At 48.5% G+C, this 24373-nt stretch carries 24 protein-coding genes and 1 pseudogene; 19 read left to right on the plus strand and 6 right to left on the minus strand.

Features of this window, described 5'->3' with window-relative positions; translation table 11 throughout:
* Positions 1-367: 367 nt before the first annotated feature.
* Positions 368-1153: a GNAT family N-acetyltransferase gene (locus tag A372_RS0126545; protein WP_019423961.1), complete on the plus strand. Its 786-nt coding sequence runs from the start codon at positions 368-370 to the stop codon at positions 1151-1153.
* A gap of 138 nt (positions 1154-1291) precedes the next feature.
* On the plus strand, positions 1292-1450 hold the full coding sequence (locus tag A372_RS38040) for a hypothetical protein (RefSeq protein WP_019423962.1): 159 nt from the start codon (positions 1292-1294) through the stop codon (positions 1448-1450).
* Positions 1451-1593: 143 nt separating this feature from the next.
* Here the strand turns inward: A372_RS38040 and A372_RS0126555 are convergent, their stop codons facing one another.
* Positions 1594-2403 carry a DUF2935 domain-containing protein gene (locus tag A372_RS0126555; protein ID WP_019423963.1) on the minus strand — a complete coding sequence of 270 codons (810 nt, stop codon included), beginning with the start codon at positions 2401-2403 and terminating at the stop codon, positions 1594-1596.
* 230 nt (positions 2404-2633) lie between these two features.
* Between A372_RS0126555 and A372_RS0126560 the strand changes: the two genes are divergently transcribed.
* Both A372_RS0126560 and A372_RS0126565 read left to right on the plus strand, forming a co-directional pair.
* Entirely contained in the window at positions 2634-3044 is a 411-nt protein-coding gene (locus tag A372_RS0126560) for a DivIVA domain-containing protein (protein ID WP_019423964.1), read from the plus strand.
* Positions 3045-3176: 132 nt separating this feature from the next.
* Positions 3177-3386 carry a hypothetical protein gene (locus A372_RS0126565; RefSeq protein WP_019423965.1) on the plus strand — a complete coding sequence of 70 codons (210 nt, stop codon included), beginning with the start codon at positions 3177-3179 and terminating at the stop codon, positions 3384-3386.
* Between the two features lie 59 nt (positions 3387-3445).
* Here A372_RS0126565 and pdxR read toward each other — a convergent pair whose 3' ends face one another.
* Entirely contained in the window at positions 3446-4891 is a 1446-nt protein-coding gene (gene pdxR / locus A372_RS0126570) for a MocR-like pyridoxine biosynthesis transcription factor PdxR (RefSeq protein WP_019423966.1), read from the minus strand.
* 259 nt (positions 4892-5150) lie between these two features.
* On the opposite strand from pdxR, the gene A372_RS0126575 reads away from it, so the two are divergent.
* From A372_RS0126575 to A372_RS38050, 6 genes and pseudogenes are all read left to right on the plus strand, one after another.
* The gene (locus A372_RS0126575; RefSeq protein ID WP_019423967.1) at positions 5151-6086 is read left to right on the plus strand and encodes a TetR/AcrR family transcriptional regulator; all 936 of its coding nucleotides are present in this window, start codon (positions 5151-5153) and stop codon (positions 6084-6086) included.
* On the plus strand, positions 6086-6313 hold the full coding sequence (locus A372_RS0126580; protein WP_019423968.1) for a serine hydrolase: 228 nt from the start codon (positions 6086-6088) through the stop codon (positions 6311-6313). The genes A372_RS0126575 and A372_RS0126580 overlap by 1 nt, the downstream gene beginning before the upstream one ends.
* Positions 6314-7032: 719 nt before the next feature.
* Positions 7033-7191 carry a hypothetical protein gene (locus A372_RS38045; protein WP_192813638.1) on the plus strand — a complete coding sequence of 53 codons (159 nt, stop codon included), beginning with the start codon at positions 7033-7035 and terminating at the stop codon, positions 7189-7191.
* 77 nt (positions 7192-7268) lie between these two features.
* On the plus strand, positions 7269-7445 hold the full coding sequence (locus A372_RS37670; protein ID WP_019423971.1) for a hypothetical protein: 177 nt from the start codon (positions 7269-7271) through the stop codon (positions 7443-7445).
* A 24-nt stretch (positions 7446-7469) separates the two neighbouring features.
* Entirely contained in the window at positions 7470-10235 is a 2766-nt protein-coding gene (locus A372_RS0126600) for an S-layer homology domain-containing protein (protein WP_019423972.1), read from the plus strand.
* A gap of 487 nt (positions 10236-10722) precedes the next feature.
* Positions 10723-10878: pseudogene (locus tag A372_RS38050) on the plus strand (transposase); the annotation flags it as partial.
* Between the two features lie 269 nt (positions 10879-11147).
* On the opposite strand, the gene A372_RS38055 reads toward A372_RS38050, so the two are convergent.
* Positions 11148-11309, minus strand: a complete 162-nt coding sequence (locus A372_RS38055; protein ID WP_019423974.1) for a hypothetical protein — start codon at positions 11307-11309, stop codon at positions 11148-11150.
* Positions 11310-11497: 188 nt separating this feature from the next.
* On the opposite strand from A372_RS38055, the gene A372_RS0126615 reads away from it, so the two are divergent.
* The 4 genes from A372_RS0126615 (at position 11498) to A372_RS0126630 (ending at position 17477) form a co-directional block, all read left to right on the plus strand.
* Positions 11498-11851, plus strand: a complete 354-nt coding sequence (locus tag A372_RS0126615; protein ID WP_019423975.1) for a DUF1360 domain-containing protein — start codon at positions 11498-11500, stop codon at positions 11849-11851.
* A 277-nt stretch (positions 11852-12128) separates the two neighbouring features.
* The gene (locus A372_RS0126620; protein WP_019423976.1) at positions 12129-15224 is read left to right on the plus strand and encodes a GNAT family N-acetyltransferase; all 3096 of its coding nucleotides are present in this window, start codon (positions 12129-12131) and stop codon (positions 15222-15224) included.
* A gap of 18 nt (positions 15225-15242) precedes the next feature.
* Positions 15243-16112 (plus strand): amidohydrolase family protein, encoded by an 870-nt coding sequence (locus A372_RS0126625; protein ID WP_019423977.1) that lies wholly within the window; start codon positions 15243-15245, stop codon positions 16110-16112.
* Between the two features lie 183 nt (positions 16113-16295).
* Entirely contained in the window at positions 16296-17477 is a 1182-nt protein-coding gene (locus tag A372_RS0126630; protein WP_019423978.1) for a dicarboxylate/amino acid:cation symporter, read from the plus strand.
* A 129-nt stretch (positions 17478-17606) separates the two neighbouring features.
* Here A372_RS0126630 and A372_RS0126635 read toward each other — a convergent pair whose 3' ends face one another.
* Positions 17607-18350, minus strand: a complete 744-nt coding sequence (locus tag A372_RS0126635) for a hypothetical protein (protein ID WP_019423979.1) — start codon at positions 18348-18350, stop codon at positions 17607-17609.
* A 153-nt stretch (positions 18351-18503) separates the two neighbouring features.
* On the opposite strand from A372_RS0126635, the gene A372_RS0126640 reads away from it, so the two are divergent.
* The 4 genes from A372_RS0126640 to A372_RS0126655 all read left to right on the plus strand — a co-directional run bounded on the left by A372_RS0126640 (position 18504) and on the right by A372_RS0126655 (position 21476).
* Entirely contained in the window at positions 18504-19232 is a 729-nt protein-coding gene (locus A372_RS0126640; protein ID WP_019423980.1) for an amino acid ABC transporter ATP-binding protein, read from the plus strand.
* A 16-nt stretch (positions 19233-19248) separates the two neighbouring features.
* Entirely contained in the window at positions 19249-20091 is an 843-nt protein-coding gene (locus A372_RS0126645; protein WP_019423981.1) for a transporter substrate-binding domain-containing protein, read from the plus strand.
* Positions 20092-20157: 66 nt separating this feature from the next.
* Entirely contained in the window at positions 20158-20811 is a 654-nt protein-coding gene (locus A372_RS0126650; protein ID WP_019423982.1) for an amino acid ABC transporter permease, read from the plus strand.
* A gap of 17 nt (positions 20812-20828) precedes the next feature.
* Positions 20829-21476, plus strand: a complete 648-nt coding sequence (locus A372_RS0126655) for an amino acid ABC transporter permease (protein WP_019423983.1) — start codon at positions 20829-20831, stop codon at positions 21474-21476.
* Positions 21477-22061: 585 nt separating this feature from the next.
* On the opposite strand, the gene A372_RS0126660 is transcribed toward A372_RS0126655, so the two are convergent.
* Positions 22062-22562: a DinB family protein gene (locus tag A372_RS0126660; RefSeq protein WP_019423984.1), complete on the minus strand. Its 501-nt coding sequence runs from the start codon at positions 22560-22562 to the stop codon at positions 22062-22064.
* A gap of 28 nt (positions 22563-22590) precedes the next feature.
* Positions 22591-23271 carry a peptidylprolyl isomerase gene (locus tag A372_RS0126665; protein WP_019423985.1) on the minus strand — a complete coding sequence of 227 codons (681 nt, stop codon included), beginning with the start codon at positions 23269-23271 and terminating at the stop codon, positions 22591-22593.
* A gap of 594 nt (positions 23272-23865) precedes the next feature.
* On the opposite strand from A372_RS0126665, the gene A372_RS0126675 reads away from it, so the two are divergent.
* Positions 23866-24231, plus strand: coding sequence for a hypothetical protein (locus A372_RS0126675; RefSeq protein WP_019423987.1), 366 nt, complete (start codon positions 23866-23868; stop codon positions 24229-24231).
* Positions 24232-24373 lie beyond the last annotated feature (142 nt).

Consider the following 24373-nt stretch of genomic DNA (forward strand, 5'->3'; position numbering starts at 1 on the left):
TCTCGCTTTTATCTCACACTCCAGCTGTTTATATGGATTCTGCTGTACCATTTCCAATGAAATGGCCCGTTTGAGGTCTCTGACCACCCAATCATTGGATGAAATCCAATGGATGACGAGCGGACCCCCTTCAAAATGAATATCCACCTGGAGATGTGATAGGTCGAGATCGCGCAACTCCAAAAGGAGACAAGACAAGTCTTGTCACGATGAAATCAATCAAGGCGAATCACTAGGAGGCTTGGCCGACTCCTCCTTTGTCTCACCACCTTTTCATTTGATTGACATTGACGCAGCGGAAGACTATATATTTTAATTGATTACATATGTAGTGAAGCAACAACAGACATCGAAGGGGACCGGAAGCATGATACGCAAATTAACGCCAGCAGAGATGAAAGCACTATTGAATTCAATAAACAGGGAACAGCATTTTCTATACTATTCATACCTAACATCCCGCAAGCAGAATGCGGTGCACTACGGGCAGTTTACAGACCGAGGCGATTTTCTTGGAGCATTGGCTTATTTAAGGGGACTTCCGTTTGATGCCTTTTCCGTATATCCCGTGCAGGATTCATTTCGCATCCGTCCATTGTTATCGTTCATGAAGCAGGAACTGCAGTTGCCGGACCATACGGTAGGTAACTTTATTATTAATGAGGAGGAAATGGCGCTCCTCGCTTCACAGCTCGAATTCCTCAAGCCGCCCAAAGAACTGCTTCTAATGAAGCATGTCCATCAGGAGGCGTTGCCGCCAGAGGACGAGTACGTCGTCCCTTTGGGACCGTCCCATTTTGACCAGATTGAGTCGAAAATGGCCGAACTGCAGACGATGGCCTTTACGAGAGAAGAACTGAGGCATCCGTTCTATGGCGTGTTGGAACAACGGGATCTGATCGCGGTAGGAGGCTATCATATTTACAATGATGATTATGTAGAGCTAGGGAATATTGGAACGGACGTCTCATGGAGAAGGCAAGGCTTCGGCAAAAGGGTATGTGCGGAGCTGACACGCAAGGGGAGAGAGGTTGCGCCGCATGTTTATTTGAATGTAATGGAGGATAATGAAGGCGCGGTTCGTCTATATGAATCGCTCGGTTACGAACCCGTTTGCAAACAGTACATTGCTGAATTCACTGTTGGCAGCTGAGCTCTTTCTCGGGCCACTACGCGTAATAACCATTTCAGTTACCGGGCGTCATACGAGATGCATAATAACAATCCTTGTTATACATACTATAACTTGACACTCAATTAGACATCTTTACATGAATGGAGCGATCTGAAAATGGACAATTCTCACGATAAAGCTACAAAAGCGGAAGTGCAGTCGACCAAGCTCAATAAAATGCCGGTTGTTAACAATGAAGACACCGAATTTGCCTCTGACATGGCAGATACTCAACATCAGGAAGCCAATCGCTCAACAGAGGCTGAAGAAAAATAGTACATCTTATGGAAGATAAGAAAGCTTGGCTAATGCCAGGCTTTTTCTAATTCCATTGGGTGGATAGGCACTCATAGATCCATTCCTTTTAGATGAAATTATAGTTGAAGCAATAATGTAACAAAGCCTTCATTTTATACAATTCAGCTTCCCACTCGGGGTGTTGTCGGATCACATAGTGGGTCCGGAACGGCCCCGGACTGGGCTAGTTTAATTAAGTAATAGCACTCTTCCCGTGCCATATGATCAGGGATGAGTGGACTGATGATATCAAGTGTTTCCGAGTTCAATCCCATCTCCTCCAGCTCCAACAGAAATTTCGTGAACAATTTGATTTCCAGGTTCACATCCGAATGGAACCGCCGCAGCGCCGGAAATAATTTCAACTGCGTGCGCATGTATCCGACCATTTCCACCGCCTTCAAATAAAAGTCATTAAAGTGCCTTTCGAACTCTGTGCTCTTCTCGATCAGCCGTTTCTCGACGGCATCCAAATCCGACGCAAGGGCAGCTGCATGCCCCGCTGCATCTGAGAGCCATACCAAATCGTAATGAAGCGAATCGAATTGGGGAACAGCATGGCCGGACAGGAGAGCGTTTAAAATAAGCACATATTCATCGAGCTCATTCACCATGTGATTGAAAAAAGTCGGTGGCAGATGAACCGCGACTTGACTCAGCAGCAGCTTTCGCTGCAAGTCCAGCTTGAAGGAACGCAGTTGCAAAGTAAGGGGATAAGCTTGCTTCGCAATATTGTCGAGACTTGCTTCTGCGGCCTGTTTTTTTGACTGTTCCAGCAGTGTATCGAAGCTTCGAATGAAATATTGGGCCGTCTGGATATCCTTCGTTTCTCGGGGTGATAGCGCATTGAAGATGAACCGCGCATGGTCACCCAAGATTTGAAGCCAGAACCGATGCTCGAACAAGGCAGATGAAATGCGATTGTCACTCATGATTCGCTTCCCCTCTCGTCATATCCATGGTCTTGAAAAAACATGAAATAATAAAGTTGCATAACACAACGTATTCGGTAATATAAGAATATATGCGGGGGACAACTGTCCTTGCTGGATTGAATTTGCGACGTAAGACCACTTGAAAACTGTGTACAAGACTGATAGTGTGATAAATTAGAGTGTGTAGTGATTTAGCGTATGTGCATGTTGGAATGGAGGAACGGATAATGGAAGAGAATATAGAACGCCAATTTGAGGAACAGAAGAAGTTGTTTAAACAGCTGGACGTTGAGTTGGATGCGTTGACGATTCATCAGAAGGATTTTGCAACTAAATTCCGTGGATATGATCCTGATGAAGTGGATACGTTTTTGGACACAGTAATTAAGGATTACGGGCAATTTTTTGTCATTATAAATGATTTATTGAACCAATATGAAAAAGTGCAGCATCAAGCACGTGCCAATTATGAAGCGCTCCAGCATAAAAAGGTGGAGGAGGTTGAATTCAACCCTCCCGCAGAGAAGCGGCCGGAAATTGACAAGAAATTTATCGAAGACGTTGTGAAACAGCTAGAGCATAACATAGATGAGCTGAAATATCGGATTCAGGTCGGATTCGATAGCGAGCGAGATTAACCTAACCGCATATATTATACGGTCCAATTGGATGGGCAGGCTAAGAGGAAAATGGCAGGTCACGGATTCATTACATTCCGTTATACTTAAAGCAATGATTTGCTCATCATAATGAAATGTTAGGTGAATCGTATGAATGCATCCGTATTGATCCTCGTTGCTTGCGCGGTCATTCTCGTTGCTGTCATCGCCACAATCGTTGTCGGCAATTCGAAAGAGAACCGGGAAGGCAACCCTACGTACGACCAGAAGACGAAAAATATATTCGTCCGGCTGTCCGTCTACTACACAATAGCCGGCCTCATATGTCTAGCGCTGTTCTTGGCGCTCGTCTTCAATTAATATCGCAATGAGAACCGCCGTTACGAAATAGTAACGGCGGTTCTTTGTCGTAATATTATTTATGGATGCTCCGTCAAAGATCGGAGGGCCGAAGCAAATCTAGCAATGCCACGTTCGATATCCTCGGCATACGGCCTAGCAAAATTCATGCGGGCATAGCCTGTCGCGGAACCAAATACACAGCCGGGAACGAAGGCAACTCCTCGCTTCATTGCTTCATCTCGCAGTTTGGCCTCGCTGACAGGGCTGTTCAGCTTCATCCAGAGATGAAATCCGCCCTGTGGAAGATGAAAGTCAACTGCTCCGGGCAGTTCCCGACGAAGCGCACGCACCATTAAATCCCGCTTCAGCTGCAGCACGTCCCGAACTTTGTCTACATGCTTCCAGAAATAGTCCGAATCGATGAAGTGGGCTGCGATCTTCTGCGGTACAATGCTATGTCCATAATCCATCTGCTGTCTCGCATCAGATAGCCGATCTACGATGGACTGCGGTGCAACCAGCCAGCCGATGCGCAGTCCGGAAGCGGCCACCTTGGACATCGTGCCGATATAGATGACAATTCCGCTCCCATCCATTGATTTCAACGATGCCGGAGGAAGGGTTCCGAAGCTGTTCAGTCCAAAAGCATCGTCCTCCACAATTGGAATGCCGAACCGCTCCGCGAGTGATAGCAAAGTGACGCGTCTTGAATGTTCGAGCACCGTTCCGGTCGGATTGTGATGATTCGGATTTACAAAAATCATCTTCAATCGGTGCTTGCGGTCCAAATCTGCAATCGCCTCAGGAATGACACCGTGATCATCTACGGGTAGACCGAACACCTTCAGACCGGCGGAACGGAATATAGGCAGCGAATAGCAATAAGAAGGATCTTCAATGGCAATTGAGTCACCGGGACTTAAGAGACATTGCGTGATTAAGTATAACGATTGTTGGGAACCGGAAGTGATAAGAACGGAAGACGGGGTTGCCTGAATGCCCCGAGACCGACTCAAGTGTGAGGCGACAATCTCACGCAGCGGTCCGTAGCCGTATGGATCGCAGTAACCCAAATAATCATCGAACGAATGGTCGCGCAGGATCGCCCGAATCTCTTCCTGCGGCAGCATATCTGCACCCATTTCTCCACTGGCAACGTCGATAATCGCGTCAGAGCGCCGCAGTTCATCACGTATTCGACGAATGAACGGCGGACTCGGCGGCAGCATTCCTCCATCAATATACTCCCTCCAGTTCGGTGTGCGCTTGGCATCGATGTTCCACGAGTTCGAGCGGACACGCGTTCCGCTGCCTCGGACTCGCTCGATGAGACCGGCTGCCCGCAACTCATCGTATGCTTGCACAACTGTACTGCGGTTCACATCCAATTGCTCGGCCAGCTTCCTTTCCGAAGGTAACATGCTGTCTGGAGGCAACTCGCCGTATGTGATTCGTTGTTCAATCCACTCCACGATTTGGCGATAGAGCGGTACATCACTATGACGGTTCAAATTCCACATCATAACACGCCCCGCTTCAGGTTAGATTTGACAGTTGCTATGTACGCATCACATTATAGCAAGCAGACTTGGCAGATTATTGCTGCAAATCCGTCATTTCTGTGACAACGATCACACTGAAAACAACCAAAATCAACTGCATTTTGGCTTTTCGAACGAAGAAGCTTGCAAATTCATGAGAGATCGATTACGGTAATGACAGTATTTAGTACTTATTAGTCAATGAAAGAACTTAAAAGTTCTAAGGGCGGTGTATGACAACGTGGAAGAAATATTATCCGAGAAGAAGAAACATATATTATTGTCGGCCATGAAGCTGTTTGCAACGAAAGGGTACGTCCAGACTACGATGCAGGAGGTAGCCCAATTTTGCAAAATGTCAAAAGGGAGCGTATATCAGCATTACACTTCAAAGGAAGAATTGCTGTTCAGCATTTTCAAATATTACTTTAAGCTAATCAATGACCAATTACAACTTGTTATGCGTGAGCAGAGCCTGTCTCCGCGCGAACGATTGGTGAAACAGATCGAAGTGATTTTCACCTTGTCGCAACAATATCCGGAGTTCCTAACGATGCAGATGAGGGAGAACGCCAGCTTTTCCAATAAAGACATTGAGCAGTTCATCGAAAAGGCAAACGCGGCACATCTTCAGATGTTCACGGATAATATCAATAGTATTTATGGCGAATCAATTGCTCCTTACTCGCTCGAAATGGCACTGCTTCTGAGCAGTATGATTTCGACATACAACAGCATCATGCTGTTGGAGAAAGTATCGTTATCGATCGAAATGCTGAGTGACTACATTGTACGGATGGTGGACTACGCCGCTGAAGGATTAATTCAGGAACGGCCTGAGCCGCTGCTCAGTCAGGAGGTGTGGCCGCGCATGGAGCTTATAGCTTCCAGCGAGCACAGCAAATCGATTCATCCACTCGTCCTCGTCAAGCAAGTACGGGAGCACCTTACACGCTTGACACTCCCTGCCAAGTCGATGCAGGATGCATTGGACTCCGTCGCTATCTTAGAAAAGGAACTGATGGAAGTGCAGCCGCGCAGAGTCATCTTGCTCGGCATGATTGCTAACTTACGGGGAATCGAAGAGATCGGAGAGGAGCTGAACGGCATGGCGAAGGCGTTGGCGCAATCTCTGGAGCATATGAGCATCACTCCGATTTCAGGTGGCGAAGCATAATGAGACAAGCACTGGATTCTCACATACAACAGGCGGTTGCACAAAAGCAATTTGGCGGTTCCGCCCTCGTGGCGAAGGAGGGGGAGATCATGCTTCGGTGCGGCTATGGGATGGCAAATATAGAGCTAGAGGTGCCCAATACGCCGGAGATGAAGTTCCGCATCGGTTCCATTACGAAGCCATTTACCGCAACAGCGATTATGCAATACGCAGCGGGCACAAGATGATCTTCCATCATGGAGGAATCAATGGATTTACTTCATCTCTAATAAGAATCCCGGATGTCAAGGTTACTGTTATCGTACTGGGCAACATCGTCTCGATGGCAACCTCCAAGCTTGCCAATGAATGTGCAGCTATGGTGAAGAGTTGACCGGAAAAGAAAAAAATCAGATGCTATATCTGATCAGCCTGTTGAGTTATGGAATTCCGCGCTCAGATTAAACCTGCGGAAACCGGAATGACCTTCATGAAGGTTGATCAGGCTGGTGTTTACAGGCTTTTTGTCAACATCATGTCTCCGGAAGGCGATTTGGCTCAAAGCGCTTCTTAGATTTGATTTAAAGATTAAGTGCTGGCATATTTGCCGGCACTTTTTCATTCGTAACGCAGACCATTTGAAAGATCGTCTAGCCCGTCCCAGTCCAAAACGATTATTTTTTTCTTTTCTTTTTTGAGTATGCCTGCAGCGGATAGCTTCTGAATCACGCGGTACCGTCCAGCGCATCTCCTTCTCTCAAAATGATTTCTTTACGTTCATAGATCCGATGTTGAATGGGATAGTATCTGATCGGGAAAATATTTCATCTAATTTAAGTCGTGATAAATAACGTTGACCGATAGCTTGATCTTGTGAGGTCTTCATCGTCTTCACCTTTTTCGGACATATGTCCTTTTAATCATACAGGAAGCTGTTATGATTAGTAAAAGGAAGGTGGACAATGACATGAAATTTGTATTTGATTTAGATGGGACGATTTGTTTTGAAGGGAAGCCCTTGGTTTGTGTCGAGGACCATCCCGAGCTATTCCGGTTGGCGACAGATCGGGTGGTTAGTGATGATCAGCGGGTCACCCATAAAAATTTGCTGAATGAATTAAGGTGATAACTCGGTCTAAAATAGCATTTTTTCACTCTCGGCGTGTGGGAACGCCGGGGGTTATTCTTTTGGAGGATTAATCATTGACCATGGAAAGTGATTATATGATGAATAATTTGGTGAAAGTGAAATCGAAACGCCTTTTAACCGATGAAACTATTATGAGAAATAATAGAGAAAAGAGAGGGAACCAGATTGAAAAACAGGGACAGGCAATCGGATTACCGTCGTGGCTCCGGGAAGCAGAACAACGAGATTAACAAGGTTTTTGATGGAGGTCTACAATGAAACGATTGATGGCAGCGCTGTTAAGTCTTATGTTAATTCTCACGGCTCATTCAGGTTCGGTGCAAGCCAAGGGGAATGACATAAGTGCTGTTAGCGAACAGCAATATACACGTATCGGCGAGGATTACGACATTCTTGATGGGAATATACTTCTATCAAAAAAAGACGGAACCGTATGGTATTGGGACTTCTCTGGTTATCCCCTCCATGCTTCCGATCCATTCTATAAAGCCAGGCTGAAGCAAATTCCGGGCTTACAGGATGTGAAACAGTTCTCGTTCGAGGGCAAGGACGGGGAAAGTCGATTTATGACGAACTACGCTGCGCTAAAAAAAGACGGAACTGTATGGTGTTGGGATTCTAGGAACAACACCTATCTTATAGATAGCTCTAGGACTACTCCGAAGCCTATCAAAGATTTGAATCACGTAACTTCACTCGTCGCTGATTATTCCAGTAACTACCAAAAATTTAAGACCTTGTATGTATTAAAATCAGACGGTTCGGTTTGGTGTTGGGTAGGTCGATTAGGAAAAGCTTCGTCGACGGCTCAATACAAGCTGCTTGATGATGTCGTATCCATAAAATCTGCGGACAGACACGTATACGCGGTTAAAAAAGACGGTTCGGTATGGCAATGGGAGGCATACATGTACTGGCCGCAAAACCAATTTAATAACGAAGGTCCAAAGCAGATCAAAGGGCTTGTAGATATCGTCAACATAGAGATGGGCGGTTTGACAAACTATGCCTATAAGAAAGATGGCACGGTCTGGTCTTGGCCAATGTATGAACCCGAAAGTATACCTGTCCAATTACATAAAGCAACAGGCGTGCGAGGTATTGTTCAATTTAGCTCACAGCCGACAGATTCGAATATCGATACTACTTATGCTTTGCGAAAGGACGATAAGCTCTGGTCAATAGACAACGGTAAAGTGTTCCCCGGGCTTACGGATATCGCTTCCGTACACCATAAGGACAAGGGTAGACATATGGGGAAATATATATTTAAAAATTATGTATTGAAAAAGGATCAGACCTTGTGGGCGTGGGAAGATAGTGTTTCTGCCTTGCCGAAGCTTGTTGTGTTCACGAAAGAATCGGCATCTGGCAATCGCTCGGGAAAAGGAAACAAATCAACTGACGATTATTCAGGGACAGCAGACAAACCAACTGGCGATCATTCTGGGACAGTAAACAAATCGACGGGTGATCGTCCTGAGACAAAAACTCAACCTGTGATACGGACTTCACCGGAAGTCAGCCTTTATCCGTTTATCACGATGCTGCAGCCTGGCGGACAACAGTCCATTGCCGCAAACAATGTGCTTCCCGGAACCAAAATAACGTATACCATTGACGATCCGAGCATAGGAACCATAGCGAATGTGAATGGCATACCGGTCATAACAGCGAATAAATCCGGACAAACCATTGTACGGGCCACGACAACCAGAGCCGGTTTTCCGGATGAGACGACTTACTTATTGTTGTATGTCGTGGACGGCAGCATGGTGTCCGATACGTATTTCAATGCCGTCCGGTCTATTCCTGACGCTGACAAGCAGAATTCGGTTATCGTGGAAGGTCTGACGCAAGCAGGAGAGCTTGTGATCACAGCCGCAAGCAGCGAGAAGCCGACTCCTGTTAACGGTCAGCTTGTCATAACGCCCGAGTTGATTGACCGACTAGCAGGCAATGCGTCAAAGGCGAAGTCAGCGGTAAAGCAGGCGCTGTCAGAAAATAAGATTGTTCCTGCGAGAGAGCTGATCGTGAATGCGGAAATATTGTCTTTGCCTGCACAGAATGAATATAGATACAAGCTGGATAAGAATGGCTTAGTCGGCCGGAAGGATATTGACTATATTACCGTTTATGCAGGGGATGCGAAACTCGTATTCAATGTTGCGGCCGCAGAGCGCCTGTTCCATTCGCAATCGGTTATCGTCATTCATCTGGTGAAAGAGAATAACGCCGGATATCGCATACAATTTTTAGATGAACAAGGGCAGGAGCTTTCAGGTGTATCAAGCAACATCCAGCTCATTTTGCCTGCGAATTATGCAGACGCAGTACATAGCAGTATGTTCTATGTTAATGGGAAAATAAAACAGCCGATCGGCGGGAAGTACAATCCGTCCAAAAACGGCATGGAAGCGGAAATCAACCGATCCGGAACGTATCTCGTGGACGATAATTCGAAATCATTCCCTGATATTGACGACCGAGATCCAGAATTAAAGCAAGCGGTACAATTTCTAGGCTCCAAAGGAATCGTTACCGGAAAAGACAAAGGCAATTTTGAGCCCGATTCCCTGCTCACCCGTGCAGAGTTCACGGCCATGCTGGTCAGAGCGTTTAACGTTATGGATGAAACGGCGAAGGAAAGCTTTTCGGACGTGCATCCGCCGCAATGGCATCATCCATTTGTCGCTTCTTCCGAAAAAAATCATATCGTCGAAGGTTATCCTGACGGCACATTTAAGCCGGATCGTACGATATCCCGGGAAGAAATGACCGCCATCGGCGCAAGATTCCTGCATGAGAGGAAGCATTATTATTACCCTTCGAATCCGGAGGATTACCTAAACCAATTCGTAGACAAAGAAACGATATCCAAGTGGGCCAAGCCAACGATGTCCTTGGCGGTGAAGCAGCGCTTGATCGATGTTCCCGCTGATAAGCGGATTAAAGCCCGCGAGGCTGTTACGCGCGGGGAAGCTGCCCGAATGCTGTACCGGCTTTATTTACAGCTTTGACCATCCAGGCCCGAAAAACAGCTTGCAGCGATCGCTTCCCGGTAACCGCTGGAGGAGCGATCGCCAAGTTCTGCCGTAAGCGAATGATACCGTCTCAACAAGGTTGAGAACAGGCTGTCGAGAAAGTCTCTCGACAGTCTTTTTTCAATCAAATAATTTAATATATCACCGCGGTAATTCAATATAATATCGGTAATAATAGACCGAAAGGAGCGGTGTTAGCATGTTGTATTCTCTTCAACCTAACCCTCAGTTAGATTACGAGTTGGTTTGCCTTGAACATATGGTGCCTGAAGATCATCTACTTCGCCATATCGCTAAGCATAGCGGAAACATAATGTTCAGGTGGTCGAACGTTCCCCGCAGGAGGTGGCGGAGACAAAAGAAAATTAAGGTCAGCACGACGGATCCGGAGAGCGGCTAAAATACCAAGTGGAGAAATCGACTCAGCCGCTCTGGCAAGTATTTGTACCGACTGCGATACTAAACGATCGAGCGAAGCTTTGCGGATGCCTAAGAGCTCCACGGGCTTCGCTACTGCCGTTTTCGGGGCAAAGCAAACGTCCTCGAACAAGCATTGATGACTGCCACTGCACAGAACATTAAAAAGATCGCCCTCCACCTGGCCAGGAAGGCCAAGTAGGGGGCGATTTACATTCTATAGGGACACACTGTTCTTTCAACCTATAACTGATTGTTGGAGAAGTTAAAAACCGCTTTTCTCAACAATCTGATCAGACGCTATGTCTGATTTTTTTATGGGCATCATCGATTTGTGTCGATGAGACCGATATTGATGCAGCAAAGAGGCAGCGGTATTTATCCTATTTACCAACCTATGAATATATGATTGCTCACCAATTGTGGAAGAACAGCATACGTTGTACTATCATCTCTTACTCAGCTCATCCGTTACTTGCTGCGCCATGTGTTTGCAGGATAGGCAACACCTTCCACCTTGCGGGCAGTCAACATGATCTGCTGGGAAGGCTGCGGTGTTTGTCCATTTTTCACTACTTCCACAGTTCTCGTGCCATTCGCATTCAGCTTATTCATCGAGTTGCAAAAGCACATCAGCGGTCACCTCCATTCCCGTACCTAGTTCTATCATATGCAATGCATTGCTAGAATGATTGGACATGCCAGCCTGATTGTTGTTCGTATGCTTCCGATGCAGGTTTCTTACGAAAACTTGTACTTCTCGGTGCTGAAAAGTGACCTTTTTGAACTCGCACGAACTGCGCATATGAGGGGGTGTGAAAATGTTTGAATTGACATGGATTCAGCTGTTCATTCTGGCACTCGCTTCGTTCCGGTTGACACACTTGATCGTCTACGACGATATAACGTGGGCGCTTCGGTCTCCGTTTCTCGCCGTATCGTATGTGACTCATGAGAATGGCACCGTTATCCGGGAAATTGAAATCAAAGGCACCGGCATTCGCCGGTGGATGGGGATGCTGCTAAGCTGTCATTGGTGCACGGGGATATGGTGCGCCATGCTCGTCACAGCACTTTACTGTTATGTGCCGGCTTCGTTCCCGCTGTTGCTTATGTTGGCTGTGGCTGGGATTGCTGCATTGATAGAGCAATATTTGCTCCAAATATTAGGGTGAGCAAGTGGAAAAAGCGAATGCCTGTCATGGACAGCCGGTCGAAGATAGACCGGCTGTTTGGCACGTTCTCAGCTTAGGAGACAATGCCTTTATGAACGTTTCCATTGTCAGATCCTCTGCATCGAGCGGATTGCCCCATTTTTATGTAACTTTTGTTGCTTAACGGCGTTATATTTATAGTAGATGGCATATTATGGTCATCACACTTCAAATCAATCCTTTTCCAGAAGACAGAAGAGGAATTCGGCATTATCGAATCGGAAGGAGGTTGTTCACAATGGAACCGATTACGATCGTCCGCTACCAACCCCAATATGCAGCGGCCGTAGCCGACATGTGGAATGTGAGCAAGGATAGTTGGGGTGGAGGAAATTCGATTCGTACGGCGGAGCAAGTACGGATGGAGGAGGAGAACTCTGATTCGCTGACAGTATATCTGGCCATGGAACAGGAGATAGTGGTTGGATACTGCAGCTTGCTCGAATACCGGGAAGATACGGGAGCGCTATACGTAGGACTGCTCAACGTCCGCCCGGATTATCACGGCAAGAAAGCAGGCAAAATGCTCGTCCGCGAAGCGTTGGATGAGACCGTGCGGCTCGGCTGGCCTCGGCTGGACCTATACACCTGGGAAGGCAACACGAAAGCCGTGCCGTTATACAAGAAATGCGGATTTTTCTGGGAAGATCGGGAGGATACGACTCATCTGATGAACTTCATCCCGGCTGTGCTGCAGACGGAAGCGCTTGCGAACTACTGGGCAGAGATCGATTGGTATGCGGACTCGACGCGGGCAATCGCCGTGGAGCCGGACGGAAGGAAAGAGAACGGATTCGACTATTACGCTTACACCTGGGAAAAGGGCGATTCTTCTCTGCGGGTGGAATTCGAGCGGCGCGGCAGAGGCATGCGTCTGATCGAAACGGACGATTATGTCGTAAGCGCAACGGTGGAGCAAGCAGAGCCTGTATTTGGCAAGTCTTATAAGATCGGATATCACATCGTGAACAAGTCCGGTAAACCGCTCAAGCTGGAGCTTCAAGGCGAAAACGATCGCAATATTACATTCGAATGGAAGCGGCAGCTAAATGTGCAAGAAGAAGCAACTCTCGATGCGAGCTTCTTCGTAGGTCCTGTAAATGAAGAGCAAAGTGAATGGCGGACATGTCCGCGGGTATGTACGCGAATATGGATTAACGGTGCAGAGGCGTTGTTCCAGCTCGGCGTCGTGCCGAAGTTTCCCGCCAATCTGAGCTTGAAGATGACTGACCGGGATACATACCCGAATCGGGGCGGAAGCTTCTGCTTGGACATCGAGAACAACTTCGCCGAGCCGGCGGAGTTCTGCCTCGAGCTCCCAGAGAGTCCATATCTGGACTTCGGGCGGCGGACTTTCAGCGTCAAGCTGCAGGCAAAAGAAAGAACTTCGATAGCCGTTCCTTATCGCGTGCTTGCGCCAGGTTATTACTCCGCTGCGCTGCAAGTCGAGGCACGTCAAGAATGTGGAAGTGTCGTTACGTTCTCGAAATTGATAGGTGCGGGATTCCGTGGATTGGGAGCAGCGTTTGCAGGGGAGAATGAGCAGCAGTGGCAGCTGTTCCACGGCAAATTTACGTTGACATTCGGAAAAGAACGCAATGAACTATCACTTTCTTGTCCCGGCATGAAAGAGTTCTCGCTCACACTGCCGTATCCGAAGCTGGGCAAGCCGTACTCCAGTGAATTGTCGAAGGCGAAGCCGGAACGGGTCGAATGGTTCGAGGAGCGAGGGGCCATCGGTCTGTCGGTGCGTTACCGCTCGACTTCGTTTCCTCAGACCGCGCTGATCTCGCATACGGTTCTGTACGGAGACGGAACGGTCAAGCATTGGTATGAAGCAGAGAATGTGTCTGGGGCGCAGCTGACGGCCGATCTGTGGTTGTCTCAGCCAATCCCATATTATTTGTATGGCGCCATACTGCCGTATGAAGGACGATTCATTGAAATCAATGATTCAGCTGGCAGCGAATATGACCATTGGGAGAGCGGGAAAGTGACCGAACCGTGGATATTTTCTCCGAACGGTCCGCTGCCGCGCGGCATATGCTGGCCGAAGTCCTGCCAGCTATACAGGGACGGCTGGCGATTCAGTCTGGAATTCAATATCGGGCTGCTGGACGCTCATGAGAAGCGGACGATGGATCCGATATATTTGACTTTAGGCGGAGTTACCGATTGGAAAGCGTTCCGTGCCTTTGCATTGGAGGACGCGCTGCGTGACGATCTGCATCTGACGAGTCACACGGAGCTAGTCGTCAATGGGCACAATCCCTTTGTTCGCGCAGACATGAACGTGGATTTACAGCAGCGCAAATTCGACTTCTATGATGGGACGATTACGGCCAAGCTGCGCCATGAGGCGGACTCTGCGGTGGTCCAATCGTTAAAGTTCGAACAGGAAGCGGGAACAGCAAGCTTTGCGCTTCCGGCACCACAGCGGCCGCTCGATGTCGTCGAGATCCACGCTCGTCTTAGCACGCATGACGTGAAGGGAAGCGCTGTCGTATTTACGCAGACGGATGCCGATATCTCGCTCTATAACGAGACGGAGAAGGGATATCAGACATACGTGGCTGACAACGGTCTGATTCGGATGAAGGTAGCGCCCGATTTCTATCCTGCACTCTATTCGATGCAATACGAAGGAAGAGAGTGGTTGTCGAGCGGATTTCCGGAGCGCGGACCTAAATCGTGGTGGAATCCATACATCGGCGGTACTGCAAGTGAGATTGGCGGTTTGAGCGCATTATCCGTCTTGAAGGAAGCATGCACGGTTGAATTTACGGAACGACGGGATCAACATGGGAACGTGTGGCAGGGCTTGAAGGTTAGTGTTGACATCCAGAAGCATGACAAGCTCAAAGGGCTGAAGTTCAGCCAGTATTATTTGCTGCTTCCGGGCGTTCCGGTTGTGTGTCATACGGTTGAAATCAATCAGCGAACCGGCACCTGCTTCGAATCGAAGGGGTGGTCGACTGAGATATTCATTCAACCCGACGAACGAATGGATGAGGGCTGGATTCGCACCAACCCTTCTCAAGGCGCTTCGCAACTGTACCGTTTAGGGAAGGGACACATGTCCATTCGGGAGGCGAACGATTGCGCCTTTGGTACGGAGCAACGCAAAGAGATGCTCCAGATTGTGAATTCGACGTCAAGTGCCCATACGAATATTTATTTCAACAACGATATTTGCGAAACATCGGTATACCGGAATTTGAACATGGAAAATACAAGCGTGCAGAATATTGCGCCGATATGGTTCCTGTTTACTGATGACTTGATTGAATCGGCAGCATTGGCTGCGTTGAAACAGATCCGATTTCCGGAATAGAGAGGATGGCTGCTGCTCATGAAAATCATTGATGCCCATATGCATCTGTCTCACATCGCAGAATTCAAGGCAACCGCAGCGGAAAAATCGTTCGTCGATTACAGTGCGGAAGGCATCTTGCACGAATATGCGGATAACAACGTAGTGCTTGGTATCGGAATGGGACTGACAGAGACGAAGCAAGGCGCTTTCCCTGATGATGAGGCTGTCACTCCGATGGGCTTGGATCTTGCAGAACACCTTCCTTCCCAAATTGTGTATTGCTTAGGCATTAACCCGCACAAGCTGGATGGGCAGGCACTGGCAGAGTTGGAACAGGAGTTACAGAAACCAGAAGCGGTCGGTCTGAAAATCTACCTTGGTTATTATCCGTTCTACGCCTACGATCGCGTCTACGATCCGATCTATGAGCTGGCGGCGTCCTACAAGGTGCCGGTCGTATTTCATACCGGAGATACCTATTCGGAACGCGGCCTGCTCAAATATTCGCATCCGCTGACAATTGACGAAGTCGCGGTTACGCACCGGAGTGTCAATTTCATGATGGCGCATTTCGGTGATCCGTGGGTGCTGGACGGAGCTGAGGTGGTATATAAGAACCGGAACGTATTCGCCGATCTATCCGGCCTCATGGTTGGGGATGGCGCACAATGTGCGCGTCTGAAAGATTCGCCACTTTTCTTCGCCCATTTGCGGCATGCCATTACGTATTGCGATCATTACGACAAGCTGCTGTTTGGAACCGATTGGCCGCTCGCTCCTGTGGAGCCGTACATTCAATTTGTGAAAGAGCTCATTCCTGAGGCGTATCACGAAGATGTGTTCTATAATACGGCGTTGCGTGTATTTCCAAAGATTAAGCCGTTCGTGGAGAAGGATAGCTTGTAGCGGCTATATCTCCATAGTGCAAGGAGTCTAACCCAGCAAAGCAAATGACTCCTGAATTTGGCAGTAGGGTTCCGCTCGGAATTGTGCTATCATATGAAATTGTCTTCACAAAGAACACTTGTGTTTCCTCAGTGAGGACAAAAGGTCTGTTTTGTTCGCTTTGACTGGAGGGGGATTTATAGCATGAAACGATTGGGGCTATTTCCACGGATCATCATCGCCATGGTGTTCGGGATCGGGGTTGGTCTCGTGGCGCCGGACTGGGTGGTGCGGATATTTGCTACCTTTAATAGTATATTTAATCAATTTCTTAGCTTCATGATTCCATTAATCATTCTAGGCTTCATCATTCCGGGAATCGGGGAACTAGGACGCGGGGCAGGAAAGTTGTTAGGGCTGACCGCCGCAATCGTGTATGTGTCGACAGTTCTGTCCGGCATGCTTGCGTATGCGGCGGCCGCATTTGCCTTTCCGTCCCTTTTGTCCGGCGCTTCGGCCGTGCAGACAGGCAATCCGGAAGAGATGCTGCTTCAAGGCTTTTTCAACATCGACATGCCGCCCGTGTTCGGCGTGATGACGGCACTGCTGCTGTCTTTCGTCATCGGAATCGGTATTACCGCAACTGAAGCGAAGTCACTTCTGGGGCTCACGCGTGAGTTCAAGGACATCGTCGGCAAAGTGATATCGAGCATGATCATCCCGCTTCTGCCGATTCATATCGCCGGAATCTTCATGAACATGACTCAAGCAGGGCAAGTGGCGCTCATCTTGCAAGTGTTCTTGAAAGTATTCGTGATGATTTTGCTGCTGCATATGATCATTTTGCTGTGCCAATACGGCATTGCCGGCACCTTGAACAAGCGCAATCCGATTACGATGCTGAAGACGATGATTCCTGCTTACTTCACAGCTCTCGGCACGCAATCATCCGCCGCGACGATTCCGGTAACCTTGAAGCAGACGAAGAAGTTGGGTACGGACGAGGAAGTCGCTAACTTCGTCGTGCCGTTATGTGCCACCATTCATATTACAGGTTCGACGATTACAATAACATCAGTGACGTCCGCAATTCTATTTATTCACGGTCAACCGCTATCGCTTGCAACGATGCTGCCATTCATACTTATGCTGGGCATTACGATGATTGCCGCCCCGAGTGTTCCTGGAGGTGGAGTGATGGCAGCCTTGGGTTTGTTCCAATCGATGCTCGGCTTCGACGAAGCGATGATAAGCTTGACGATCGCTTTGTATATCGCCCAGGACAGCTTCGGCACCGCAACGAACGTGACCGGCGACGGGGCGATTGCGCAGATTATTCATTTTTTCAAGAAGAAGCAGATGCGGGCAAACCGCACGGCAGGTTGAAAGGACATCGAAAAGCAAAAGGCATGCTTTGTCATGAAGACATAGCATGCCTTTTAAATTAAGGGGCGTTCCGTCTGGTCAAGCCAAGGAATGATGGGGTGCATCGTATCCGCACGCTTTGCCGCTGTGTTATGGCTGCAGGCGGATGGACAACAGCTCATTGGCACCTCGTTGGAACTCGTAAGAGCTTTTTTCGATGTGCGCGGAATGAATGCAAGCTTGCACGTCATGCAATAAACGATCAAGATGCTCATATTTCCGGCCAGACAGATCCGTCAATGGGAAAATCCGAATTTCGTCCTTCGTGACACGAATCAATTCCACAAGGGATGTCAGATGGAATTCATAGTCCAACCGATCTGAATACATGAAGAGGAGATGCGCATTCAGTGACATATCGAATTGTTTGTCTGCATAAGGGAGAGTCGGGAGAGCCGCGGCTTGATATCGTCCGGGTTGCTCACGCATATCCTGGACACAATCGTGCAGTGCCCGCGCTCGCTCTTCTTGCAGCGCTTTCAAGGAACTAAAATAACTCCATACATACTGATCGGCCACCCGTCCCATATTCTCCATCGTATGGTTGAGATCGTCTATGCCTTTTCGCTCCAAGTCGTCTGCTTTGAATTCATAGGCGATATCGCATGCTGATGCTTGAATTCCACGGCGATTGGCATGCGCGGTGAACGAGCATGCGCCTCCTGCACAATCCAGAATTCGTTTGCCTGCCATTTGTTCTACAGATAAGTTGAACATGCCTGTATATTCCTCATATGTACGCCCGATAAATACAATCCGGCTCAAGTCCAGCTTCTGATTGTCTGTTCCTGCTCCCAATTTTTTCAACCCGCTTTCTTTCTGATGCGATTTCATACAAACATAATCATTATTGGTAAATGATAGATTGCACCCGGGACTTTGCCAATCGGATGTATTCGCATTTTTTATTAATAAACCTAAGACTGGTCCATATGTATAATAGAGGCTTCTTATCCACCCATTACCGGAAGAAGGGAGGTGACTCACATGATTGTGTGTGCCGGGGTGAACAAGTATTTCGGATCCTTTCAGGTACTGAAGGACATCGATCTTCACATCGGGCAAGGGGAAGTTGTCGTCGTCATTGGTCCGTCCGGTTCCGGCAAAAGCACATTGCTGCGCTGCATCAACCGCTTAGAGGAGATCTCTTCGGGCACATTGACGGTGAACGGACAGAACGTCCATGACAAGAAGCTGCAAATCAATGCACTGCGCAGACAGATCGGCATGGTCTTTCAGCATTTTCATTTGTACCCCCACAAAAAAGTAATCGACAATATTATGCTTGCCCCGATGAAAGTACTCGGCCTGCCGGAGCAGGAAGCGAAAGAAAGAGCCATGTACTATTTGCGGAAAGTCGGCATTCCTGAGAAAGCTGACTCGTATCCATCGCAGTTGTCAGGGGGACAGCAGCAGCGTGTGGCCATCGCCCGCGGCCTTGCGATGAATCCGGCTATTATGCTATTCGACGAGCCTACGTCTGCGCTAGACCCGGAAATGATAGGTGAAGTGCTCGATGTAATGAAATCGCTTGCTCGCGAAGGAATGACAATGGTCGTCGTTACGCATGAGATGGGCTTTGCGCGTGAGGTTGCCGACCGCATCGTCTTTATGGATGAAGGACAGATTGTGGAGGAAGCGGCGCCTGCGGAGTTTTTCAACAAGCCGAAGGAGGAACGGGCTCGAATCTTTTTAAGCCGGTTATTAAATCACTGAGATCTGGAGGATGAGAATGAGAAAGATGTACCGAAACAAATGGTTTCTTAGCGGAATGATTCTGATGTTGGCGGCTTTCGCGGTAGCAGGATGCGGAGGGAAGGAAGCCGGAACCGAGAACCAATCCGGTACGGGGAAAGCCGCTTCGACCGTCGAAACAGCCAAAGAGCGCGGCAAGCTGGTCATCGGCGTCAAGTTCGATACGAATCTATTCGGCTTGAAGGACCCAGCGAGCGGCGAAGTGAAAGGATTCGACATCGATATCGCCAAGGCAATAGCCACGAAGCTGCTCGGGGACGAGAGCAAGCTGGAGCTGAAGGAAGTGACTTCGAAGACTCGCATTCCGATGCTGCAGAACGGCGACATCGACGCGATAATCGCCACAATGACCGTCACGGAGGAGCGGAAGCAGCAGGTTGATTTTACGGAGGTCTATTACAATGCCGGACAATCGTTGCTGGTGAAGAAGGGAAGTCCGATTCGATCGATTGACGACGTGAAGAAAGGCGTTAAGGTGGTGGCCGTCAAAGGGTCGACCTCGACGAAGAACGTCCGCGAGAAGGCGCCTGACGCGGAAGTGCTTGAGTTCGAGAACTATCAGGATGCGTTCACCGCTTTGAAATCGGGCAAAGGAGAAGTATTGACGACGGACAATTCAATCTTGTTCGGCATGATGAAGCAGGACCCGAATTTCGAGATGGTCGGGGGCAATTTTACCGACGAACCGTACGGGATTGCGGTCCGTAAGGGAGATATGGAATTTGCCTCCTTCATTAATAATTTGTTGAAGGAAATGAAAGAAAACGGTGAATACGACAAGCTGTACGAACAATGGATGGGCGAGAAGCCTTCTAAATAGCTGTCGTCTGGCGCCAGTACCGGATACTTTACGAACGTCTAACTGCACCGGGGAGGTGGGAAAGGCATGCTGGATGTTTCCGTACTAATCGGAAATTGGGACCGCTACATGACGGGATTCGGCAACACACTGGCGATTAGCGTTCTCGCCCTTATCGGCAGCTTTGTCATCGGGACGCTGTTCGCGGTATTGCGCATAGCTCCCAATCGGCTGCTGAACATCATCGGTGCGGCTTACGTGGAGTTCGTGCGCAACATCCCGCTCATCTTAATCGTCTTCCTGTTCTACAATGGCTTACCTGCTCTTCACCTCAATCTGAACGGATTTGTGGCGGGAACACTCGGACTCACCGTGTATACTTCGGCATTCATCGCAGAAGCGATACGGGCCGGTATTCTGTCTGTTCCTCAAGGGCAGACGGAAGCTGCACGTTCAGCGGGATTGACGTACGTCCAGACGATGCGGCACATTATCCTTCCACAAGCGATGCGAATTGTCATTCCGCCGCTCGGCAATCAGTTCCTGAATCTCATCAAAAATTCATCTGTCCTCGGTGTCATTGCAGGACTCGATCTGATGTACTACGGCGACCTCATCAATTTAGATACGTTCAAGACATTCAGCGTTTATATATTTGTTGGCATGTTCTATCTCATCCTAACGATACCAATGAGCTTCGCAGTGAATGCCTTGGAACGACGAATGGCCCGAAGCGGATAGAAGAGGGGGGGGAATCGTTGGACTTCATCGGAGCTTATTCATCCGATAATGTGCTCTATATGCTGGAAGGGTTTCTCGTCACGATTGGCGTGGCCTGCATCGCGATTATTTTGAGCTTTCTCGTTGCCTGTCTGCTCGCCGTCGTCCGCTATGCCCGTATTCCTGTCTTATCACAGTGCACGGCTGTCCTCGTCGAGATAATTCGGAACTTGCCGCTGCTTCTCATTATCTTCTTCGTCTTCTTCGCCCTGCCGCAGGTCGGGCTGAAGTTGAGCGTGTTCGCGGCGGCAATTGTGGCGCTCACCATCTTCGAGGCTGCTATGGTGTCAGAAATTATTCGTGCTGGTCTTATGTCCATAGACAAAGGCCAAATCGAAGCTGCCCGTTCCAGCGGGCTGTCCTTCATCCAAACGTTAAGATTCGTCACCATGCCGCAAGCGTTAAGGCGCATGATCCCTCCGATGGTAAGCCAATTCATCGCGCTGCTCAAGGATACGTCGCTCACCGTCATCATTGCGCTCCCGGAGCTGATGCACAACGTGCAGATCGTCAACGGACAAAGCGTCAACTACATCATTCCGACTTACCTCTTCGCGGCTCTGCTCTATTTTATCGTCAACTATGCATTATCCATGTTCGCGCGCAGGCTCGAGCTGCGTGGTTAGATTGAACGTGGCTGGCGGCTCTCTTGAGTCTTGAGTGTGATGGCCCTAGGGGTTGCTCAGACTCGACTCAAGGAGCCTTGTTACTACTATGGAACACTATTATAAGGTTATGAAGCTGAGCTGTTGTACCTCATCATACGGTGCCTTGATCCATTCTCCCTAATACTCAGATAGAGCCGCAATTGCCGTAGAGCGAACGGGACAATGTCAGGTAAAATGATGTCTCTCTGAGAGAAGGGGAGAGTGCCGCTAAGGGCATGTAAATGAACTATGCTCACATGCTTCCCGTTGAGTCATGTCATCCATGTAATCGGCAAAGAATACACTTGGACAAGCAATGCAAGCGGAGAATCAACACATGTGTCATGCTCAGGATGGCTTTACTTTCAAGGAACAGAAAAGTTGGATCATTCCCAATACTCATAGAGTGAGGACATCGTTGCAGATTATCGAGCGGGTGCTGCAATGGTTCAACCGTTTTTTATACGTACCGGATACGATAACAACAGAACAAAGACAAAAGACAGGCTGCCACATGGCAGCCTGTCTCATTTTTCGAACGGGTACTTGGGAGGAACTACGAAATTACTTCAGAGGCTCCATACCCATTGCAGCCCATTCTTCTCGGGAAGGTCCGTATACACCAGGCACGGCGAGACCAGCCTGTCGCATCAATATTGTCAGCTGACCGCGGTGATGGTTCTGATGATTGATGAGCAGCATCAAAATCACGTTGTTCGGCATTTGTTGTCCGAACATGTCGCTCTTCACCTGCAGCGTGTCGTCCGTCCACTGCGACTTCAACGCTTGCATCAATGCATCAGTCGTGCGGCGATAGCTCTCGGCAATTTTCTGAGCCTCTGACGGTTCTGGAGCATCGCCGCCAGGCGCTTCGATCTGCAAACCGGCTCCCCCCATGATGACCTGTATTGAAGTCACGATATGCCATGCGATCGTTCCAAGCGTTCGATCTTGCGGCGTCACGTCTTGCTTCAGCGATTCATCGGTGAGCGCATCGAGTATGCGCTGAGTTGCACCTGCCTCGAATTCCCACGTTTGCAGAAAACCGTTTATCGTTTGATACATACGATCCCTCCTTATTAATTTGGCAGCGCTATTGCTTGATGGTTTCAGGCTCTTTGTACTCCACGCCGAAAGTATCGACCGTCACTTTCTTCATCTTTTGCGGAGTATTAGGCTTATCCTGCGCATCTCTAGGTGTGCTGACGATCTCTTGGACCATCTCCATTCCTTTAGTCACTTTGCCGAAGGCAGCGTATTGTCCGTCCAGATGAGAGGCTTCGGCAACCATAATGAAGAACTGGGAGCCGGCCGAATCCGGAGAAGCAGACCTTGCCATGGAGATGACGCCTTCGCTATGCTTCAAATCATTTTGAAAATTGTTGTCGGCAAATTCCCCTTTAATGCTGTAGCCGGGACCACCGATGCCTGAACCTTCCGGATCGCCGCCCTGAATCATGAATCCTGGGATGACGCGATGAAAGATCAGTCCATCGTAGAACCCTTTTTTCACTAATGAAATAAAATTGTTTACCGTATTCGGAGCAGTATCGGGGTAAAGCTCCAATTCAATTTTTTTACCGTCTTCCATTTCGATTATGACAAGCGGATTCTTTCCGTTCGAAGCCGGCTCCTTCTTCTCAGTGTCAGACACGTTCGATGTGTCTGTGGCGGATTGGGCATTGTCCGCGTTTGATTTGGCGCCGCATCCTGCGATCATGATCATCGCTGCAATCAATAGAATGGACAAACTTAGTACTTTTCTGCTCCTCATGAATCGATTCCTCCTGCGTTCTGCTGCATTATACAGTACAGTATGCCATTGAACTAACTGCCAATCAAGCCACGGTTCGTGTTCTTGCGAATTGCACCTGATTGGAATACGATTGGAGAAACAATTCTAATGAGTTGTTGAAGGGGTTCGAGGCATCATTTGGCATTGAAGGCGCAACAAGCAGGAGGTTGAGCGTACGACCCGGAAGGAAGGCGACCTATCGGTGACCGAAGCGCTCATCATATACAAGCCTGCCAATGAGAAGATGCATATCTTTCAAGTGAATTTGAAAGCCGGTATGATAAGCGTGGTCTTCTTCAATGACAATGAATAATCGTGATGGATCAACCGGAGCACCAGCCGGAAGGACGGAACTAATTTCTGGTTATGCTTTCATATATGTTTGTCATCAACAGCGAATTTGTGCGGCAGCGCATCATCCGCTGTTGATTTTTTTGCTGCAAAATTATTCATAGCAAGTATGTTTACCTAATCCATGGAAGGCTTGCGGACATAAGCTGTTCATAATGGACGGTCTTCGTCTCGCATCAAATGCAAACCATATTAATAAAAAATAAAATGGAGGCTTTCATGATGAACAAAAGAAAAACTGTACGCGTGAAGCAAGCGCTGCCGCTGCTCAATCAAAATGTTCCAGGATTGTCTGGACCCGAGTCACCATTGACTGAAGCGACCGGTAGCGGGCCGTTTACTGCCAAGTTCTCGTTGTTGGAGCGATTCGGGGGCATTGATGGCATCATGACGACGGTCGGTCACGTTCAAAAATTGTACGGCATGTATCAGCAGCTCAATTCGATGATGCGAACGTTCGGTTTATTGGGCGCGCCGCAAGTGGCCGTATCCAATTCACGCGGTAAACGTTTGCAGAAAACAACCCGAAAAACACAGACAGCTCGTTCGTGCGCGACATCATCTCGCAAACATGCAAAAAGGGGTTGAACACTCGCCAACAAGTAGCAATAGCTCAGAGACTCGGGAAAGGACTGCTGGCTTGGCCCGTATCTCTCTTCACTGTCCATGAACGGAAGCCGCCCAATTTACGCGGCGGTTTCCGATTGGGTTACCATCGTACATAAGTTGC

Origin of the sequence: Paenibacillus sp. OSY-SE (genome assembly GCF_000283315.1) — a bacterium.
GTDB lineage: Bacteria > Bacillota > Bacilli > Paenibacillales > Paenibacillaceae > Paenibacillus_B > Paenibacillus_B profundus.

Coding starts and splice junctions, on each gene's coding strand:
- A372_RS0126545 (WP_019423961.1), top strand. CDS start 368: ATGATACGCAAATTAACGCCAGCAGAGATGAAAGCACTATTGAATTCA.
- A372_RS38040 (WP_019423962.1), top strand. CDS start 1,292: ATGGACAATTCTCACGATAAAGCTACAAAAGCGGAAGTGCAGTCGACC.
- A372_RS0126555 (WP_019423963.1), bottom strand. CDS start 2,403: ATGAGTGACAATCGCATTTCATCTGCCTTGTTCGAGCATCGGTTCTGG.
- A372_RS0126560 (WP_019423964.1), top strand. CDS start 2,634: ATGGAAGAGAATATAGAACGCCAATTTGAGGAACAGAAGAAGTTGTTT.
- A372_RS0126565 (WP_019423965.1), top strand. CDS start 3,177: ATGAATGCATCCGTATTGATCCTCGTTGCTTGCGCGGTCATTCTCGTT.
- pdxR (WP_019423966.1), bottom strand. CDS start 4,891: ATGATGTGGAATTTGAACCGTCATAGTGATGTACCGCTCTATCGCCAA.
- A372_RS0126580 (WP_019423968.1), top strand. CDS start 6,086: ATGAGACAAGCACTGGATTCTCACATACAACAGGCGGTTGCACAAAAG.
- A372_RS38045 (WP_192813638.1), top strand. CDS start 7,033: ATGAAATTTGTATTTGATTTAGATGGGACGATTTGTTTTGAAGGGAAG.
- A372_RS0126600 (WP_019423972.1), top strand. CDS start 7,470: ATGAAACGATTGATGGCAGCGCTGTTAAGTCTTATGTTAATTCTCACG.
- A372_RS38055 (WP_019423974.1), bottom strand. CDS start 11,309: ATGTGCTTTTGCAACTCGATGAATAAGCTGAATGCGAATGGCACGAGA.
- A372_RS0126615 (WP_019423975.1), top strand. CDS start 11,498: ATGTTTGAATTGACATGGATTCAGCTGTTCATTCTGGCACTCGCTTCG.
- A372_RS0126620 (WP_019423976.1), top strand. CDS start 12,129: ATGGAACCGATTACGATCGTCCGCTACCAACCCCAATATGCAGCGGCC.
- A372_RS0126625 (WP_019423977.1), top strand. CDS start 15,243: ATGAAAATCATTGATGCCCATATGCATCTGTCTCACATCGCAGAATTC.
- A372_RS0126630 (WP_019423978.1), top strand. CDS start 16,296: ATGAAACGATTGGGGCTATTTCCACGGATCATCATCGCCATGGTGTTC.
- A372_RS0126635 (WP_019423979.1), bottom strand. CDS start 18,350: ATGAAATCGCATCAGAAAGAAAGCGGGTTGAAAAAATTGGGAGCAGGA.
- A372_RS0126640 (WP_019423980.1), top strand. CDS start 18,504: ATGATTGTGTGTGCCGGGGTGAACAAGTATTTCGGATCCTTTCAGGTA.
- A372_RS0126645 (WP_019423981.1), top strand. CDS start 19,249: ATGAGAAAGATGTACCGAAACAAATGGTTTCTTAGCGGAATGATTCTG.
- A372_RS0126650 (WP_019423982.1), top strand. CDS start 20,158: ATGCTGGATGTTTCCGTACTAATCGGAAATTGGGACCGCTACATGACG.
- A372_RS0126660 (WP_019423984.1), bottom strand. CDS start 22,562: ATGTATCAAACGATAAACGGTTTTCTGCAAACGTGGGAATTCGAGGCA.
- A372_RS0126665 (WP_019423985.1), bottom strand. CDS start 23,271: ATGAGGAGCAGAAAAGTACTAAGTTTGTCCATTCTATTGATTGCAGCG.
- A372_RS0126675 (WP_019423987.1), top strand. CDS start 23,866: ATGAACAAAAGAAAAACTGTACGCGTGAAGCAAGCGCTGCCGCTGCTC.